At 44.4% G+C, this 14205-nt stretch carries 18 protein-coding genes; 5 read left to right on the top strand and 13 right to left on the bottom strand.

Features of this window, described 5'->3' with window-relative positions; all coding sequences use genetic code 11:
* Positions 1-46 precede the first annotated feature (46 nt).
* On the bottom strand, positions 47-1417 hold the full coding sequence (locus tag QFZ77_RS00230; protein WP_307434421.1) for an ABC transporter substrate-binding protein: 1371 nt from the start codon (positions 1415-1417) through the stop codon (positions 47-49).
* Positions 1335-1910, bottom strand: a complete 576-nt coding sequence (locus QFZ77_RS00235) for a DUF2961 domain-containing protein (protein ID WP_307434425.1) — start codon at positions 1908-1910, stop codon at positions 1335-1337. The genes QFZ77_RS00230 and QFZ77_RS00235 overlap by 83 nt, the downstream gene beginning before the upstream one ends.
* Positions 1911-2101: 191 nt before the next feature.
* Here QFZ77_RS00235 and QFZ77_RS00240 point away from each other — a divergent pair, with 191 nt between their 5' ends.
* On the top strand, positions 2102-2995 hold the full coding sequence (locus tag QFZ77_RS00240) for a helix-turn-helix domain-containing protein (RefSeq protein WP_307434428.1): 894 nt from the start codon (positions 2102-2104) through the stop codon (positions 2993-2995).
* Between the two features lie 432 nt (positions 2996-3427).
* On the opposite strand, the gene QFZ77_RS00245 is transcribed toward QFZ77_RS00240, so the two are convergent.
* The 6 genes from QFZ77_RS00245 to QFZ77_RS00270 all read right to left on the bottom strand — a co-directional run bounded on the left by QFZ77_RS00245 (position 3428) and on the right by QFZ77_RS00270 (position 7547).
* On the bottom strand, positions 3428-3592 hold the full coding sequence (locus tag QFZ77_RS00245) for a hypothetical protein (protein ID WP_307434431.1): 165 nt from the start codon (positions 3590-3592) through the stop codon (positions 3428-3430).
* Between the two features lie 467 nt (positions 3593-4059).
* On the bottom strand, positions 4060-4371 hold the full coding sequence (locus tag QFZ77_RS00250; RefSeq protein WP_307434434.1) for a hypothetical protein: 312 nt from the start codon (positions 4369-4371) through the stop codon (positions 4060-4062).
* A 314-nt stretch (positions 4372-4685) separates the two neighbouring features.
* Positions 4686-5309, bottom strand: coding sequence for an MBL fold metallo-hydrolase (locus tag QFZ77_RS00255; RefSeq protein WP_307434437.1), 624 nt, complete (start codon positions 5307-5309; stop codon positions 4686-4688).
* An 11-nt stretch (positions 5310-5320) separates the two neighbouring features.
* Positions 5321-5887, bottom strand: a complete 567-nt coding sequence (locus QFZ77_RS00260; RefSeq protein ID WP_307434440.1) for a thioredoxin family protein — start codon at positions 5885-5887, stop codon at positions 5321-5323.
* Between the two features lie 77 nt (positions 5888-5964).
* Positions 5965-6564 (bottom strand): undecaprenyl phosphate transporter UptA, encoded by a 600-nt coding sequence (gene uptA / locus QFZ77_RS00265; protein WP_307434443.1) that lies wholly within the window; start codon positions 6562-6564, stop codon positions 5965-5967.
* A 71-nt stretch (positions 6565-6635) separates the two neighbouring features.
* Positions 6636-7547, bottom strand: a complete 912-nt coding sequence (locus QFZ77_RS00270; RefSeq protein ID WP_307434446.1) for a LysR family transcriptional regulator — start codon at positions 7545-7547, stop codon at positions 6636-6638.
* 119 nt (positions 7548-7666) lie between these two features.
* On the opposite strand from QFZ77_RS00270, the gene QFZ77_RS00275 reads away from it, so the two are divergent.
* From QFZ77_RS00275 to QFZ77_RS00285, 3 genes are all read left to right on the top strand, one after another.
* Positions 7667-8143 carry an HPP family protein gene (locus QFZ77_RS00275; protein ID WP_307434449.1) on the top strand — a complete coding sequence of 159 codons (477 nt, stop codon included), beginning with the start codon at positions 7667-7669 and terminating at the stop codon, positions 8141-8143.
* A 110-nt stretch (positions 8144-8253) separates the two neighbouring features.
* Positions 8254-8700 (top strand): cupredoxin domain-containing protein, encoded by a 447-nt coding sequence (locus QFZ77_RS00280; RefSeq protein ID WP_307434452.1) that lies wholly within the window; start codon positions 8254-8256, stop codon positions 8698-8700.
* A 190-nt stretch (positions 8701-8890) separates the two neighbouring features.
* A complete protein-coding gene (locus QFZ77_RS00285; RefSeq protein WP_060649298.1) occupies positions 8891-9208 on the top strand; it encodes a hypothetical protein in 318 nt (105 codons plus the stop codon).
* Positions 9209-9269: 61 nt separating this feature from the next.
* Here the strand turns inward: QFZ77_RS00285 and melA are convergent, their stop codons facing one another.
* Positions 9270-10568 (bottom strand): alpha-glucosidase/alpha-galactosidase, encoded by a 1299-nt coding sequence (melA, locus tag QFZ77_RS00290; RefSeq protein ID WP_307434456.1) that lies wholly within the window; start codon positions 10566-10568, stop codon positions 9270-9272.
* A gap of 147 nt (positions 10569-10715) precedes the next feature.
* On the opposite strand from melA, the gene QFZ77_RS00295 reads away from it, so the two are divergent.
* Positions 10716-11570, top strand: coding sequence for an AraC family transcriptional regulator (locus QFZ77_RS00295; protein WP_307434459.1), 855 nt, complete (start codon positions 10716-10718; stop codon positions 11568-11570).
* Positions 11571-11624: 54 nt separating this feature from the next.
* On the opposite strand, the gene QFZ77_RS00300 is transcribed toward QFZ77_RS00295, so the two are convergent.
* The 4 genes from QFZ77_RS00300 to QFZ77_RS00315 form a co-directional block, all read right to left on the bottom strand.
* Positions 11625-12041 carry an exosporium protein C gene (locus QFZ77_RS00300; RefSeq protein ID WP_307434461.1) on the bottom strand — a complete coding sequence of 139 codons (417 nt, stop codon included), beginning with the start codon at positions 12039-12041 and terminating at the stop codon, positions 11625-11627.
* A 147-nt stretch (positions 12042-12188) separates the two neighbouring features.
* Positions 12189-12482 (bottom strand): Dabb family protein, encoded by a 294-nt coding sequence (locus QFZ77_RS00305; protein ID WP_307434463.1) that lies wholly within the window; start codon positions 12480-12482, stop codon positions 12189-12191.
* Positions 12483-12697: 215 nt separating this feature from the next.
* The gene (locus QFZ77_RS00310) at positions 12698-13378 is read right to left on the bottom strand and encodes an NAD(P)H-binding protein (protein ID WP_307434465.1); all 681 of its coding nucleotides are present in this window, start codon (positions 13376-13378) and stop codon (positions 12698-12700) included.
* A gap of 14 nt (positions 13379-13392) precedes the next feature.
* The gene (locus QFZ77_RS00315) at positions 13393-14190 is read right to left on the bottom strand and encodes an RDD family protein (protein ID WP_307434468.1); all 798 of its coding nucleotides are present in this window, start codon (positions 14188-14190) and stop codon (positions 13393-13395) included.
* Positions 14191-14205 lie beyond the last annotated feature (15 nt).

Genomic DNA, 14205 nt, shown 5'->3' on the forward strand with positions numbered 1-14205 from the left:
TGGAATTCGGTTAAAAAGGGGCTCGAACCTGAGCCCCTTTTTCCATTTATTTTCCTTGTATCTCGTTAATTTTTGCTGCGGCTCTGTTTAATGCTTCTTGCGGTGTTTCCTTTCCGGAGAGAGCTACTTGAATTGCAGAGACTAATGCTTCATTTTCGATTTCGTTCCAATGTGGCAATATTGGACGATTTTGTGTTTGGCTGGCAGCCAGTGTAGTTTCAAGCGCTTTCAGGTGTGCATATTCAGGTTTTTGGCCGTATTTGTCAAAGACCGATTTTCGTGCAGCCACTCCTAATGCTTTCATAAACAATTCATTTTTTTCATAAATAAATTTCACGTATTGTTTTGCGATATCTTGTTTTTTGGAAGTGCTCGGGATCACTTGATACCAAGGTCCTGGTACAACCCCTACCCCGGATTCTCCGGCAATCATTGGCGCCGCCCCCACTTTCCCCGCTACTTTCGATTTGGCTGGATCGTTAGAAGGGACAAAGAAATGAGCCCACTCAAGCATCATAGCCATTTTTCCATTCCAAAACATTTCAGAAATTTCAGAAGACGCCATGTTTAGTGCACCTTCTGGCGCAGACTTATCTTCACGTAAAATCTTTGTTTCAAATTCCAGAGCTTTTACATATGGTGCCGAGTTGACTAAGGCTTTATTATCTTTGCCCACAACCAACGGTTTGGCTCCTGCTTGCGCGGCATGATCCAACCAACTGGCAACTGAATCCCCGTTATTCATTCCTAATACGCCTGTACCATATAGATCAGTTGCCCCATCATTATTCGTATCACGAGTAAAGAACTTGGCGACATCCCTATATTGCTGCCAATTCGTAGGCGGCTTCAAATCATATCCATATTTAGCCTTAAATGCATCTTGTTCCTTCGGATCATTAAACAAATCGGTTCGATACAATAAAATTTTTGAGTTCGTCCAAACCGGCATGCCCAGAATTTTACCGTTCACTTTACCGCCATCGACTACATTAGGTACAAAATCATTTTTGACCTCATCCGTCATTAAGTCATCCATAGCTACCAAGTTTTTTGCCAAAGCAGGAAACCACAAGATATCGATCGTGGCAACATCGTATGCTCCAGAGTTAGCTTTCATTTCTACATTCAATTTGTCATAGACACCGATGTAGGGAACCGTTTCAATCTTCACTTCATAGCCAGTCTTTTGCTTAAATTCTTCCGCCGTTTGGGTAGCGACCGTGTTCGCCGGACTTCCACCCTCAACCAATACTGTCAAGGACTTGCCAGAGGATTTGGCGGTGTCGCTCTTTGCACTTTCTGCCGGTTTAGACGTTTCCGATTTATCGGCATTACTTGAACAACCGGCCAAAACCGTCGACAAAACCATACAACCAGCAAGTATACCAGACCATAATTTCCCTTGCACTTTCATGAAGTGATACCCCCTCAATAAAATATAAGTCATTCGGAATTAACATCCCGTTGAAGACTCTAGCTTTCCGGCTAAGAACGGCACCGTTACCGAAGGGCATCGGAAAATAGCTGTTCATCGCGGCTGCAAACGGCCCCTTTGGACCCCTTTTTTCACCCATGACCATGCTTAATGGCAATGAAACGTATTGTTTACATGTAGCATGCCCGATTCCGAAGAAATCACCGAGAGGCACCCTCCCACTAGGATTATCTTCCCCGTCCCAATACATCTCAATGATCAGCTTGCGCAAATATTGCGGGGCGTAGCAGCGTGTAGTCAACCAAATATGTTTAATACGTCCTGCACCCTTGATATCGGCTATAATACATGTTTCCCCCGGTTCAACCACTTTAAAGTCCCGGTTTCCCCCCGTGCGATCCCAGCTTGATTCACGTAGTCTGCGAGCATCTTTGATAAATGGTAATCCGCCTAATGGCTGTTTTGTTGCCAAACGTTCATGTCCTGTTCCTGCTGTAATTTCATGACGGCATTGCTTTTCTTATCAATAATTTCGGATCAGTGGAAGCGCTTCACTCATCACATATACATGTTATAATACATTTATGGATTTGTATTTAGGAAGGATTATTGATTATTTGTCATATATTGCTTTGAAAAATATTCAGAAGGGAAAGACCTGACATGAACATTCAACAATTATCGCCGTACGTCCGGATAGCAATGGATAGTTATATCCCATTCCCTTGGTATTTAGAGGAGAGAGTTTTATTTGACTATGAGTTACTTTACGTTAAGGAAGGCAGAATACAAGTAACCATCGAGAATGATGTTTTTATTGGAGAACCGGGGGACCTCTTTCTTTTTCGTCCAAAGCAACGACACTCTATTAGAAAGTTAGGAACAGAATTAGTACGACAACCTCATTTGCATTTTGATTTGTTCTATAAGGAGGATAGTCCGGATGTGAAGGTTTCCTTTAAAAAACTTGAAGATATGACTGCGGATGAAATGAAATGGTTTCGAAACGACGATCTTGGCCAAATTATCCCTCAGATTTCCAGTCACATTCGGTTAAGGAATACCTTGGTTATCGAAAGAATGATCTTTGAAATCATAAAAGAATTTCAAATGACGTTACCCTTTTATGAAATGAATATAAAAGGACTGTTTTTGCAATTATTGAATGTACTTTTACGTGAAAACTACTGGAACTGTAATCCACATCTAGTAACCAATATGGGAGAAATGGAGCAGCTGCGGATCTACTTGAAACACAATATCGACCGAAAGGTAACCTTAGATGAACTTTCCAAAATTTCGGGAATTAGCAAATACTATATGATTTCATTATTCAAACAATCATTCGGGATGAGCCCAATCCAATATCATCTTTTACAAAGAATAGAAAAGGCGAAGGAAATGATTCAGTTCACTAATGACCCGTTAATGCTCATTGCCGGAAGTATCGGCTTTCCGGATATTCATTCCTTTAGTAAAGCCTTTAAAAAAATAGATGGGGTTAATCCTTCCTTTTATCGTAAAAAGAAAATCCATAAACATGAACATGAAAATTAGAATTATTCACTGTATTTCACCTGGAGAGCCTAACAGGAGGATGGTCTAATTTCACGAATTAAGGGTATCGTTTGTGGGTATTTTTCCAGGTGTTTTGGGGTAAATGAGGATTGTTGATGAAGAGGACGGGGCTCAATTCCGCGAAAGATGGGCACCTGCAGGTTGAGATCTAAGGTAAGTAAGCTTCAAAATTCACTTTCATTTATTTTTCACAATAATTCACCACTATTGCACATATATGAGGGATTTTCTTGTCGTCCGCATGTTTTGTAGGGATATTCATGTCGCAAAAAAAACGACAACAAAATCCCTACAAACACAAAAAACCTTGATTTAACAAGGTTTCGTTATAGGTACTTTCATGTCGTTAGACTACTGCTGCTACTACTATGATATAAATAAAAAACTCCCCATTTCACGGGGGAGTTCGATTTATGTTGTTTGTTGTGTGTCAAAATTTGATGCTGGGTCACCGTAACCATCAAGCTTTTCATCGCCAATGATATCGACAAATTTTTTCGCTCCTTCTGGAACGGAGAGAATATCTGATGCCTCAACAATTGTTTCTAAATTTCCTTCAAACGTTTCTATATCCATTTTTATGCCTCCTTCGAAGAATAATATTGATATTATGTACCAACATTTACCTGAACATACAATGAATTATTTCAAGGTTCAGTAAAGCCATGTGAGGCCATAGAAATCATCCTCCACGAATCTTCCCCAGTCACTCTATCAAACTTGATATACGCGGCATCCTCATGTTTGTCACAAGCATGTAGTTCATAGTCAACATTTCCAATTCGAAATGTCGCTGGTTGATCGCAGTAAGAGCATATTGCCGTATTTACTATTCCTATTCCCATGCCCATTAACACCCACCGTTCAATACATCATATAACGTCCATGATGCCACCTTCTTGGCATTTCTATACATAGTAAAAAGTGAAACGATACGAGACAGGAATGCTCCCAGTGGCTCCATACTTATGAAACAAAAAAGTAATCCAATCCGGTCGAAAATCCCCAGAAGTGGATTACTTTTTTATTGACGATCAATGAAATTAATATTTACAAATCCCACGCGTAATAATCACAAGCAAAATGAACAGAACGAGAATACTTCCGACTGAGTTATAAGAGCTAACTTTTGCTACAGGGTGGTGTACAGCAACCGGTTTTGGGAAAACATAGGATGTTTGTTGGTAGGATGCGTGCAAATGGATATCATTGTGGACCGGGCTTTGCATCATAGGAGCTTGCGGCTGTACCGATAGCGGCATTTGGGTTGGCATCGACATCGGCATCGGCATTGGCATCGGAGCTGGCATCGGCATCGGGGCTATTGGGTACGTTGGAGCTTTTGCATATTCCATGAAAGAGCACCTCCTCAAAGTTTTCCTTAAGGAAAACTTTCATCATCAAATTAAATGGTCTTAAACAACTTTGTTTTCGTTTAGGTTTGGGTGAATAGCTTACAACATCAGTCTATGGGGGAGCACCTACCTTGAACACGGTAAACACCCAGATCCAAATAAAATGGTCTGATGTCATGGGCGAACGAGCATGCATGCATGGGCAAAAACGATCCAAAACCACGCGAAAGGGAACTCGATTCGTTATCGTAGTTCCTCTTAGCTCATTTCCAACTAAAAAGGACTGCCCCACAACGGGAGCAGCCCTCTCATATTTACACATATGGATTGTTTTCTCGTTCGAAACCAATCGTTGTTTTGGCGCCATGTCCTGGATACACAATGACGTCATCATCGAGTAAAAACAGCTTATCTTGAATGGAATCCAGCAGCACGTTGTTATCCCCACCGAGAAGGTCCGTTCGACCTACCGACAGTTTGAACAGAACATCTCCACTGAACAGGTGCTTCTCGTATAAGAAGCTCACACTTCCCGGTGAATGACCGGGGGTATGGAATACCTTAAGCTTAATGCCAAGAAACTCGAGCGTTTGCCCTTCGTCTAGCGCATATTCAGCCGGGTCCGTTTCAATCGGAGCTCCTAGATCAGGCCAGCGAGCTGAGCCGTTTTTCTTTGGATTCGTCAGCCAGTCGGCTTCCAGATCGTGAATATACACGGGGCAGCGTTTGAGCTTACGGATCTCATCGACCCCACCGATATGGTCAAAATGAGCATGCGTGAGGAGAATCGCTACAATATCCAAATCGGCAATCTTTTTGATAAGTGATTTAGGATTCATGCCTGGATCTATGATAATGCCTTTTTTCGTTTCGGGATCAGATAACAAATACGCGTTCGTACTTACCGGGCCTAGCACAAATGATTCTATTTTAATCATATGTATTCACCTTAGAACGACTCGATTAATTCACGAAGTTCCTTCACAATAACAGCATGATATCCGTTACCTTCACCATATTGACGGCCCATTTCGGCTCTGGCTACTTGAATTTTTTCGTTATAATCTGCCGCTTCACGATCTGGATTTTCTTTTTTGAATTGATTCATGACAGCTTGCACGTGTTTCGGACGCGGACCCCATTGTCCCAAAACAAAACCGCCTGTATCTGTAAATATAACAATTGGAATCGCACGACCGCCACCCGTCAGGAACTGGTCAATAACGTCGTAATTTTGTTCAATAATAAGTACTTCCGTAGGAATACCGCTGTTCTCCAGCGCTTTGAATACGACAGGTACGTTACGAACAACGTCGCCGCACCAATCCGCAGCAACGATTAGACAGCGCAGATCATCCCGGTTGTTTAGAGAATCGAAATACTCCTTGTCCTCTTCATTATCCCATTCAAATCCATTGTAATAAGCTAAAAATTGCTCTTGATTTTTCTCCATGCTGTCAATGAACTGCTGTGGCTTTAAGCCAGTGCGTAGTTTGCTTGCAAGATTCGTACTCATCGCTGATCATCCTCTCATATCGTCATTCGTTTCTTTTATTGTAGCAAATGCACGCGAAAGCTCCAAATCTTTGTGGCTTATATCTTCGCTTTTCTTTTCAAATATAATTGATAACCCACATACAAGATCGTTAAGACAATCGCTGCGATAATTAATGGCTTAATGTATGGTCCTGCGATTTCGTCAATCGTTTCCCAGTTATCTTTGAGCTTCATGCCCAAGTAGACATAGAGAATGGAATATGGAATTAAAGCTAGACCTGTGTAGAGTGTAAACTTACCTAGTGGCATTTTGGCCATACCCCCGGGAAGGGATATCGCATGACGGACAATGGGAATGAATCTAGCTGTGAAGATCATGCCTGTCCCATAGCGGTTAAACCAAGACTCAGCTACATCAATATGATGTTTGCTGATAAGCAAATATTTACCGTACTTCTCAAGGAAGGGTCTACCTCCGTAGCGACCGATCCAATAGAGCACCACTTGCGCTAAGGTACCGCCGATTACAGCACAAACTATAGCGCCAACAAAATTAATCTCACCTTTAGACACCAGATAGCCTGCGTATGCTAAAAGCAGTTCGTTAGGGATAACTTCCAACATTAATCCGAGGAAAATCCCCCAATACCCAAGTCCTTCCAAATAAAGCAGTACATTGTGAATCAACTCACTCATCCATGAAACCTCTCTCCACTTAGAATATCCGTTTCTAGTCTATAAAACATTCTATCACAGACGGGCTCCTATCAACCAGTTCCACGCTCTTTTTGCGCTAAAAAGTAGGATATAATATGCTCCTTGCAGGCATGTACGGGTGCACTTAAATCTTTGCCTGAGCGATGAATGAGCCCATGCTCTAGCAAAATTGTTTTCTCCTGCTGCAGTCTCAACAATTTGCCCGATTGAAGCTCTTCCTGAACGGATGTTAACGGCATTAAGGAAAGACCCATTCCAAACATCATGGTCTGTTTAATCATTTCCGTGCTGTCGAACTCCATCGCTGTAAAGGTGGCTAACCCTTTGTCTGCTAAGACCTGAGAGGCCATCGTTTGGTAAATGCAGCGGCTTCCAAAGCCAATTACTTTGGTATCCGCTATTGCTTCCCAACCATCGTTCTCCACACGACTTACCAATGCAGGAGCCCCTACCCATACCAATTCATCTTGGATCAGAGGTATAAAAGTAAGATTGTTAGCCTTCGGGTCGCGAGGAACAATACCAAGGTCAACGCGGTACGCAGACACTTCTTGGATAATATCACGTTGATAACCGGTTTCCAGTTGCAATTGTATCTGAGGATATTGTTCAAATATAGTAGGCAGCAGCTGTGGAAGATGCGGCACGCAGAAGGATTCAAGCGCTCGGAGCCGCACCACGCCTTTGGGTTCATGCAGACCGGTTAATTTATCTTGAAGGGATTCGCCAAGCTGTAGGTATCGATACGCATAGGGGGCAACTTCTCTGCCCGCAGCAGTTAATTCTACACCTCGGGGCAAACGCCTAAACAGAGCTTGACCCAATGTTTGCTCAAGTTGATGAATATGCATCGTAACCGTTGATTGCACGTATCCGAGCTTGAGGGCTGCCTTGCTGAAGCTTTTCTCCTCCATCACCGTGATGAAGGTTTTCATGCTGCGCCCATCCATATGTTCAAGCATTGTACGCCACCCCTACCTATCGAATTATCGAATATCTATTATCATAATCATTCGTTATTCAAATGATTTAACTCATGATACCATGAGAATTAATAAAGGAAAAGAGGTGTACACAAGCAATGAATAGCCCTGCATCATTCCCAAAAGCATTCGCTCTGCTCATCCCCGGAATCGGCGGGTTTCTCGCCATTCTGGTTTGCAGCTTACTCGGCGATTTCACCCGAGTCTCGCTGCTTATGGCGCCCTTCGGCGCCTCATGCGTCATCGCCTTCGCGCTCCCGCAGAGCCCGCTCGCGCAGCCCCGCAGCCTTGTCGGCGGCCACCTGCTGAGCACGCTCGTCGGGCTCTGCGCGCTCTCCGCCTTCGGCGTCCACGCGTGGAGCCTCGCCCTCGCCGTTGGCGCCGCCATCACGCTCATGCAGCTGACGCGCACGCTGCATCCGCCGGCCGGCGCCGACCCGCTGCTCGTGATGCTCACGGGCGCGGGCTGGGGCTTCTTGCTCACGCCGGTGCTTCTCGGCGCCGCGCTGCTCGTGCTGGTTGCCCTCGTTTATCACCGGGCAACCCGAACCCATTACCCCACAGCATGGTGGTAATTAGAACCCTCACTTGAACATCGGCTTGAACTGTTCATCAGATCATAATCATGCGCTGACAAGCCTCCGCATAAGATGTACAAGAACCTTGTACAGGAGGCGGACCAACGATGTCCCGAGTATGGATTATTAAACGTAAGCATCTCTTTCTGGCAGCCGCTGCTCTGCTGCTGCTCCTCTCCGGCTTGCTGTATATGAACCGTGGGAGCATCGTCTCAACGGCAGCCGAGCCGACTGCGGAAAGGACGATTCACATGGTAACCGGAGAGTTCAAATCAACCACCGCAGACGGTAAAACAATTGAAGCCTATCGATGGGATCCGGGCACCGTCGTTGTCCAAAAGGGCGAGAAAATCAAGCTAAGCATCTATGGTGTGAACGGTCAGAGCCACCCTTTTCTCATCGAAGGGCTAAATATTAGCGGTGAAGTCAAAAAAGGGAAAGAAACCGTTGTACATTTTACGGCCAATCAGGAAGGGACTTACCGCATCATTTGCTTGACGCACACGGATATTGCCCATAGCGGTCCAATGATTGGCTATATCGTGGTGGATTAGCCGCTTCCTCGTTCGCGACATGCTGTTTCCAGCTCTGATGACTTAACCGGAACCAGTCATCAAGTTCCAACATAATAAGGCTGTTAAATCGATAATCCTCTACCCAAATGGGCGGCTTAGGTTCCTGTCCCCAGTGGCTCTGCGCCCTCTCCATGCATACAAATAGCATAGAGGGAGTGTGGATACAGTCATGATCAATAACAAGCCGAGTGAAAAACATAAGCAGCAGTTCCCCAGTGCTCGCGGAATTCGGAGAGCTTGCAGCAAGGAATTATATCGAACTGTTAAGCGCTTGAAAGTATGGATTTCCCCCGAGCAGATTAGGGCTGCTGAGGAGCTCTATGTGAAAAAGGTGATGCTGAACCTTCCATTCATCATGGAGAACGGCAGCAACCGCAAAGCGCTTTCCGATTGGTTTGACGAAAACGTAGGGCCCGAAATTGCCCCGCTTTGGAATGTGGAGCTTGAAGCATTAAACCATGCGTTTCGTGACGCATTTGGTGGTTAAAGCAAAGAAGGCCATGGGTATGTTAGACATACGCCATGACCTTCTTTTTCATATGAACATTTTAGTGATATTCAGGCAGCCATTTGCCGTGTGCTTCAATTAACTCATCACACATCGCAACGATATCGTCCATCGACAGCTCTGCTGATGTATGTGGATCCAACATAGCCGCGTGATAAATATGCTCGCGTTTACGTGTGATTGCTGCTTCAATCGTCAGCAGCTGCGTATTGATATTCGTACGGTTGAGCGCCGCTAGCTGCGGAGGCAGATCGCCAACGTAGGTAGGCGTAACTCCATTACGGTCTACTAAGCAAGGAACTTCAACGCATGCTTCGCGCGGCAAGTTCGTAATTAAACCAGTATTCATCACATTACCGCCGATTTTGAACGGAATATCGGTCTCAATCGCTTCGAAAATGTAGGAAGCATACTCATGGGAACGATTGTGTGTCAGATTCGCATCATTTACCAGATCCTCGCGCATTTGTTTCCATCTGCTAATTTGCTCGATGCAGCGGCGTGGATACTCGTCGAGTGGAATATTGAAGCGGTCTACCAGCTCTGGATAATTGCGTTTGATGAAATACGGATGGTACTCCGCATTATGCTCGGAAGACTCGGTAATATAATGACCGAATTTCAGCATCATTTCATAACGAACCATGTCCCAATGCTTCTCTTTTTGCTTTTCCGCGGCCCGCTTCTTAATCTCTGGATAAAGGTCAACGCCATCCTTGGTTACTTCCAACAGCCATGCCATGTGGTTGATGCCGGCGATTTTGGCTTTAACGCCTTCCTTTTCCAAGCCCAGACTTTTGAAAAGCTCCGGAATACACGCTTGTACGCTGTGACATAAGCCAACTGTACGAACACCGCCATACGTGTTCATAACATTGGTTAATACTGCCATCGGATTCGTATAGTTGAGGAACAGGGCATCTGGACATACCTCGCGAATATCCGCTGCGAAATCCAGCATCACAGGAATCGTACGCAGATTTCGGAAAATACCGCCGATACCGACCGTGTCGGCAATCGTTTGACGCAAGCCGTACTTTTTAGGGATTTCAAAATCCGTTATTGTACATGGATCATAGCCACCTACTTGGATAGCGTTCACCACATATTTAGCTCCGCTCAGAGCTTCCTTACGGTCCGTATAAGCTTTTATAACAGACGTACTTCCGCTAGTCTTTTTGATGTTATTCAGCATGTTAGCTGAATCCTGCAGACGTTCGTGATCAATATCAAAGAGAGCGATTTCAAAGCCTTGCAGCGCAGGTGTGAGCAAACAATCACCAAGTACATTTTTCGCAAAAACCGTACTTCCAGCACCTAAAAAAGTAATCTTGGACATGTGTGAATCTCCTCCATAGTGAGTTCTTTTTTCTTATCCTCACTATAGCGCAGGACAACTCCCAAAAACATGGATCGAATGAACTCCTATATGGACATTTGTAGTTTATTCATGTACCCTAGAAACAAAACCTAAAAAGAGGCTTCTATGAATCAGGATCATTCCTATTTCACCCTCCATATCAATCCGCTCCATAGCACCAATGAATTATCCGTACTTTTCAGCGGTGAGGGCAAGCCTATTCCTCTGCATAAAATGGGACCGGCCGTGCATGATTATTACCTCATCCATACCGTACATGCGGGAGAAGGCACATTCGAGATGCATAACCGCACTTATCGATGCTCCGCCGGAGACACCTTCGTTATTTATCCCGGAGAGTTGTTCAGCTATATCGCAGACAGCGATCATCCCTGGCACTATACGTGGGTTGCCTTTTCAGGCCGTGCTGCAGGAACCTTGCTTTCGCAAATTGGCGTTTCCCCTCATCAGGCCGTCATATTGGGGAGCAACCCCCGCTCTATCCGTCATTATTACCGACACATTCGCTCCAGTTTCCAGCATTCTGACACTCCTGTGCTTGAGGATATGGAATCCGCTGCTTGGCTTCGCCTCTTAATCCGGGAACTCGGGCGCATGAACATCCACCAGATTGCCTTTAAACCAACGACCGAAACCGATATCGAGCGTCAAGTCGGACAAGCCATCCGATACTTAGAACTGCAATACACACAGCAGGTATCTATCGAGGAACTCGCACACACACTAGGCTATCACCGTACGTATTTATGTAAAATGTTCAAACAATCTACCGGCTTAGCCCCTATGCAGTATCTGTTAAAAGTTCGCATGGAACGGGCCAAACAATTGTTAGAGACATCTATGACTATTGACCAAGTAGCGTCTTCTGTCGGATTTAACGATGCCCTCTATTTCTCCAAGCAATTTCGCAAATGGAGTGGAGCAGCACCTTCGGTTTATCGCAAAGAACAGAAAACCTGATAAGTCAAAAGAAAGCCTCCAACCCTCTGTGTTCTGGGGCCGGAGGCTTCTTTATTAGAGGGCGTTAATAACTAAAGCGCTCAAATTAATAGGACCAATGACAACAACTGCTAAGCCTGGAGTCAAAGACTCAATAGATAAGGTATAGCCATGAGATCCTGCTGGTGGGTTAACATCGATTGCTTGAATTGTCGGAAGATAGTATTTCTCAAAGCCAGATTCAAGACCAAGTCGTGCATAGTAAATGACTTGACCATCGCGGAAAATTCGGAATAATACACTTCCTGTACCTACATCTCCTCTTAATCCAATGGTTGCTTTCAATTCTACAACTTGAGGATATGTGGCTGGAACATCCACTCTGACTTCCGCAAGTCCTACTCCTGCCGGAGTTAATGGGACAGGAATTTGCACCCCATCTGTAACGGGCGTAACCGTAAGACCAAAGTAACTTTCGATTTGATTTGCCATGCTTCTTTCATCTCCTTTTCTTGTAAGATACTATATTGTATGAAGATGATAGATTTATAGATTGGACAAAATAATCAATTATTTAATTTATCCGCATAAAAAAACTGCTGATAAGGATGGATCCCTATCAGCAGTTTTTTCGTATGATTAAATTTCAATATCAACAATCAAGCTATCGACTCTGCCTACTTCTCTAATATATGCAGCAACCGCTTGGTGCTCCGGATTTGGACCGTAAGCCTCAAGCGCTGCTCTATCCTCAAAACGTACTGATAATACAACCTGATAGCCTTTGTTCTTCTCTGAAAAGTTAATGCCTGCTTGAATATCTACAATGCCTGTTAAATGCTCTTTTAACGCTTTAAATCTATCAACGACTTCTTGGAGCTGCTCCTGTGTCGTTGTTTCACCGAATTTTACAAGTACAATATGATCGATCATGATATAAAACCTACTTTCCCTGTGTGTTTATATTTAACGTTTGATTAAGCGCAGAAAACGCGCTTTCAGCGAGAGCGTAAGGAGCCGAAGCTCGTCAGTAGAGTCTGAGAAGCCGAAAAACAGCTTCTCTGCAGATTGTCCCGCGCGTCCGTGCTGCTTAGAGATTAACGTCCTTAATCATATCAGGTAGGCGTGTTCACGTCGATATGGAACCTCTACTTCGAAGCAAGCTCAGCAATCTGAGCTGACAGCAGCACATGTGTGCCGAACTGACCTGACTTTGCGGATTTAATTAATCCCGTAGCGATCGTTTTCGCATGGATCGGCCGATACGTACGGAGTCCACCGATCATAAGCGGGGAAATGGCTCGCGACACCATGCTTCCCAATTTCTCACCCCGTCGAAACTCATCTCGTTTACCTAGAATAAGTGAAGGACGAAGCATGTAAAGCGCATGGAGCTTAAGCTCCCTTAGGCCTTCCTCCACCTCTCCCTTTACCCGATTGTAAAAAATCGAGGATTTGCGGCTCGCTCCCATCGCAGTTACTATGGCAAATGCCTCTGCCTTACCCGAACTAGCTATTTGCCCCAATTTCATAGGGTACGCCAAGTCTACTTTTCGAAACTGCTCTTGGGATCCTGCCTTCTTAATTGTCGTACCTAACGTGCAAAATACATGAGCATGCTCCATGTCAGACGGTTCAATAAGGGCATCCAGATTGCTAAAATCGGTTACGATTTGAACCAATTTCTCATTTCCGCGGAGATGACTAATTTGCATGTTTTTACGAACCAGTGCAATCACTTTCGTGTATGCCTGATCTTCTAGAAGCAGCTTAATCAGCTCACGGCCAACTAATCCGGAACCGCCTGCTACAATGGCTGTGATTCCCATATAAGCCCTCCTAATTAAACTTCCCAATCGTTTCTGAGCTTCTCATAAAGTTGAGCTAAATATGCAGCAGGATCCAATGTAAACCCTAGGTCATGTTCTAACTTATTAGAAAAATGTTGAGCAATCGGTACGGCTAACTCCTGTAATCTTACATTGTGCATTGTCGGTATTCGCTCAACCCAGGCTTGTAAAAGCTGCCAGTCTATCGCAGTAATCTCTTGTCTTTTGGCTTCCTCTATCTCCACGGTGAGTATGGGGAAATTCTTTTTGGAGATTGCCTTATCGATATGTTTACGACGCTTCATTCGCTCAAAACGAGCCTCAATCACAACAATGGTTCCGGCTACCATATCACCAATGCGCTTATCTTTTGAACTAAAGATGATACTGACTGCTCCTATGAAGTAAAAAGTTGGCATCATATCCAGCAGACGAAACAAGTTACGAATCAAGATCGATAATAGTGTTGCAGACTGCCCGTTATTTTGGAGCACGCGAAGTCCTAGGATTCTTTTCCCTGGCGTTTGCCCTCCCATGAAGGCTTCCGTACAAACGAAATAGCCTAAGTTCACTACAATCCAAAGTATGATGGCAATCGCGATCAAATAATCAGCAAGAGCAGGCAGCCAATCACCCGAATATAACCTGCTCACCAAAATAGCGAATAAGAATAAAAGGCCATTCATCACAAGCAAAATCAAACAATCAAGTAGATGCGCTATCGCCCTGCTGCCAATGCCTGCGGTTTGAAATTGCAATTGCACCTGCTCAGGTGTAACTATGGTTAGTTCTTTATCCAGAGACTCGTTCATAGCATCTCCTTATGA

It is taken from the genome of Paenibacillus sp. V4I3 (assembly GCF_030817215.1).
GTDB lineage: Bacteria > Bacillota > Bacilli > Paenibacillales > NBRC-103111 > Paenibacillus_E.

Excerpts from the sequence above, each read along its gene's own strand:
- QFZ77_RS00230 (WP_307434421.1), bottom strand. The coding sequence starts at position 1,417 with ATGAAAGTGCAAGGGAAATTATGGTCTGGTATACTTGCTGGTTGTATG.
- QFZ77_RS00240 (WP_307434428.1), top strand. The coding sequence starts at position 2,102 with ATGAACATTCAACAATTATCGCCGTACGTCCGGATAGCAATGGATAGT.
- QFZ77_RS00245 (WP_307434431.1), bottom strand. The coding sequence starts at position 3,592 with ATGGATATAGAAACGTTTGAAGGAAATTTAGAAACAATTGTTGAGGCA.
- QFZ77_RS00250 (WP_307434434.1), bottom strand. The coding sequence starts at position 4,371 with ATGGAATATGCAAAAGCTCCAACGTACCCAATAGCCCCGATGCCGATG.
- QFZ77_RS00255 (WP_307434437.1), bottom strand. The coding sequence starts at position 5,309 with ATGATTAAAATAGAATCATTTGTGCTAGGCCCGGTAAGTACGAACGCG.
- QFZ77_RS00260 (WP_307434440.1), bottom strand. The coding sequence starts at position 5,887 with ATGAGTACGAATCTTGCAAGCAAACTACGCACTGGCTTAAAGCCACAG.
- uptA (WP_307434443.1), bottom strand. The coding sequence starts at position 6,564 with ATGAGTGAGTTGATTCACAATGTACTGCTTTATTTGGAAGGACTTGGG.
- QFZ77_RS00270 (WP_307434446.1), bottom strand. The coding sequence starts at position 7,547 with ATGCTTGAACATATGGATGGGCGCAGCATGAAAACCTTCATCACGGTG.
- QFZ77_RS00275 (WP_307434449.1), top strand. The coding sequence starts at position 7,667 with ATGAATAGCCCTGCATCATTCCCAAAAGCATTCGCTCTGCTCATCCCC.
- QFZ77_RS00280 (WP_307434452.1), top strand. The coding sequence starts at position 8,254 with ATGTCCCGAGTATGGATTATTAAACGTAAGCATCTCTTTCTGGCAGCC.
- QFZ77_RS00285 (WP_060649298.1), top strand. The coding sequence starts at position 8,891 with ATGATCAATAACAAGCCGAGTGAAAAACATAAGCAGCAGTTCCCCAGT.
- melA (WP_307434456.1), bottom strand. The coding sequence starts at position 10,568 with ATGTCCAAGATTACTTTTTTAGGTGCTGGAAGTACGGTTTTTGCGAAA.
- QFZ77_RS00295 (WP_307434459.1), top strand. The coding sequence starts at position 10,716 with ATGAATCAGGATCATTCCTATTTCACCCTCCATATCAATCCGCTCCAT.
- QFZ77_RS00300 (WP_307434461.1), bottom strand. The coding sequence starts at position 12,041 with ATGGCAAATCAAATCGAAAGTTACTTTGGTCTTACGGTTACGCCCGTT.
- QFZ77_RS00305 (WP_307434463.1), bottom strand. The coding sequence starts at position 12,482 with ATGATCGATCATATTGTACTTGTAAAATTCGGTGAAACAACGACACAG.
- QFZ77_RS00310 (WP_307434465.1), bottom strand. The coding sequence starts at position 13,378 with ATGGGAATCACAGCCATTGTAGCAGGCGGTTCCGGATTAGTTGGCCGT.
- QFZ77_RS00315 (WP_307434468.1), bottom strand. The coding sequence starts at position 14,190 with ATGAACGAGTCTCTGGATAAAGAACTAACCATAGTTACACCTGAGCAG.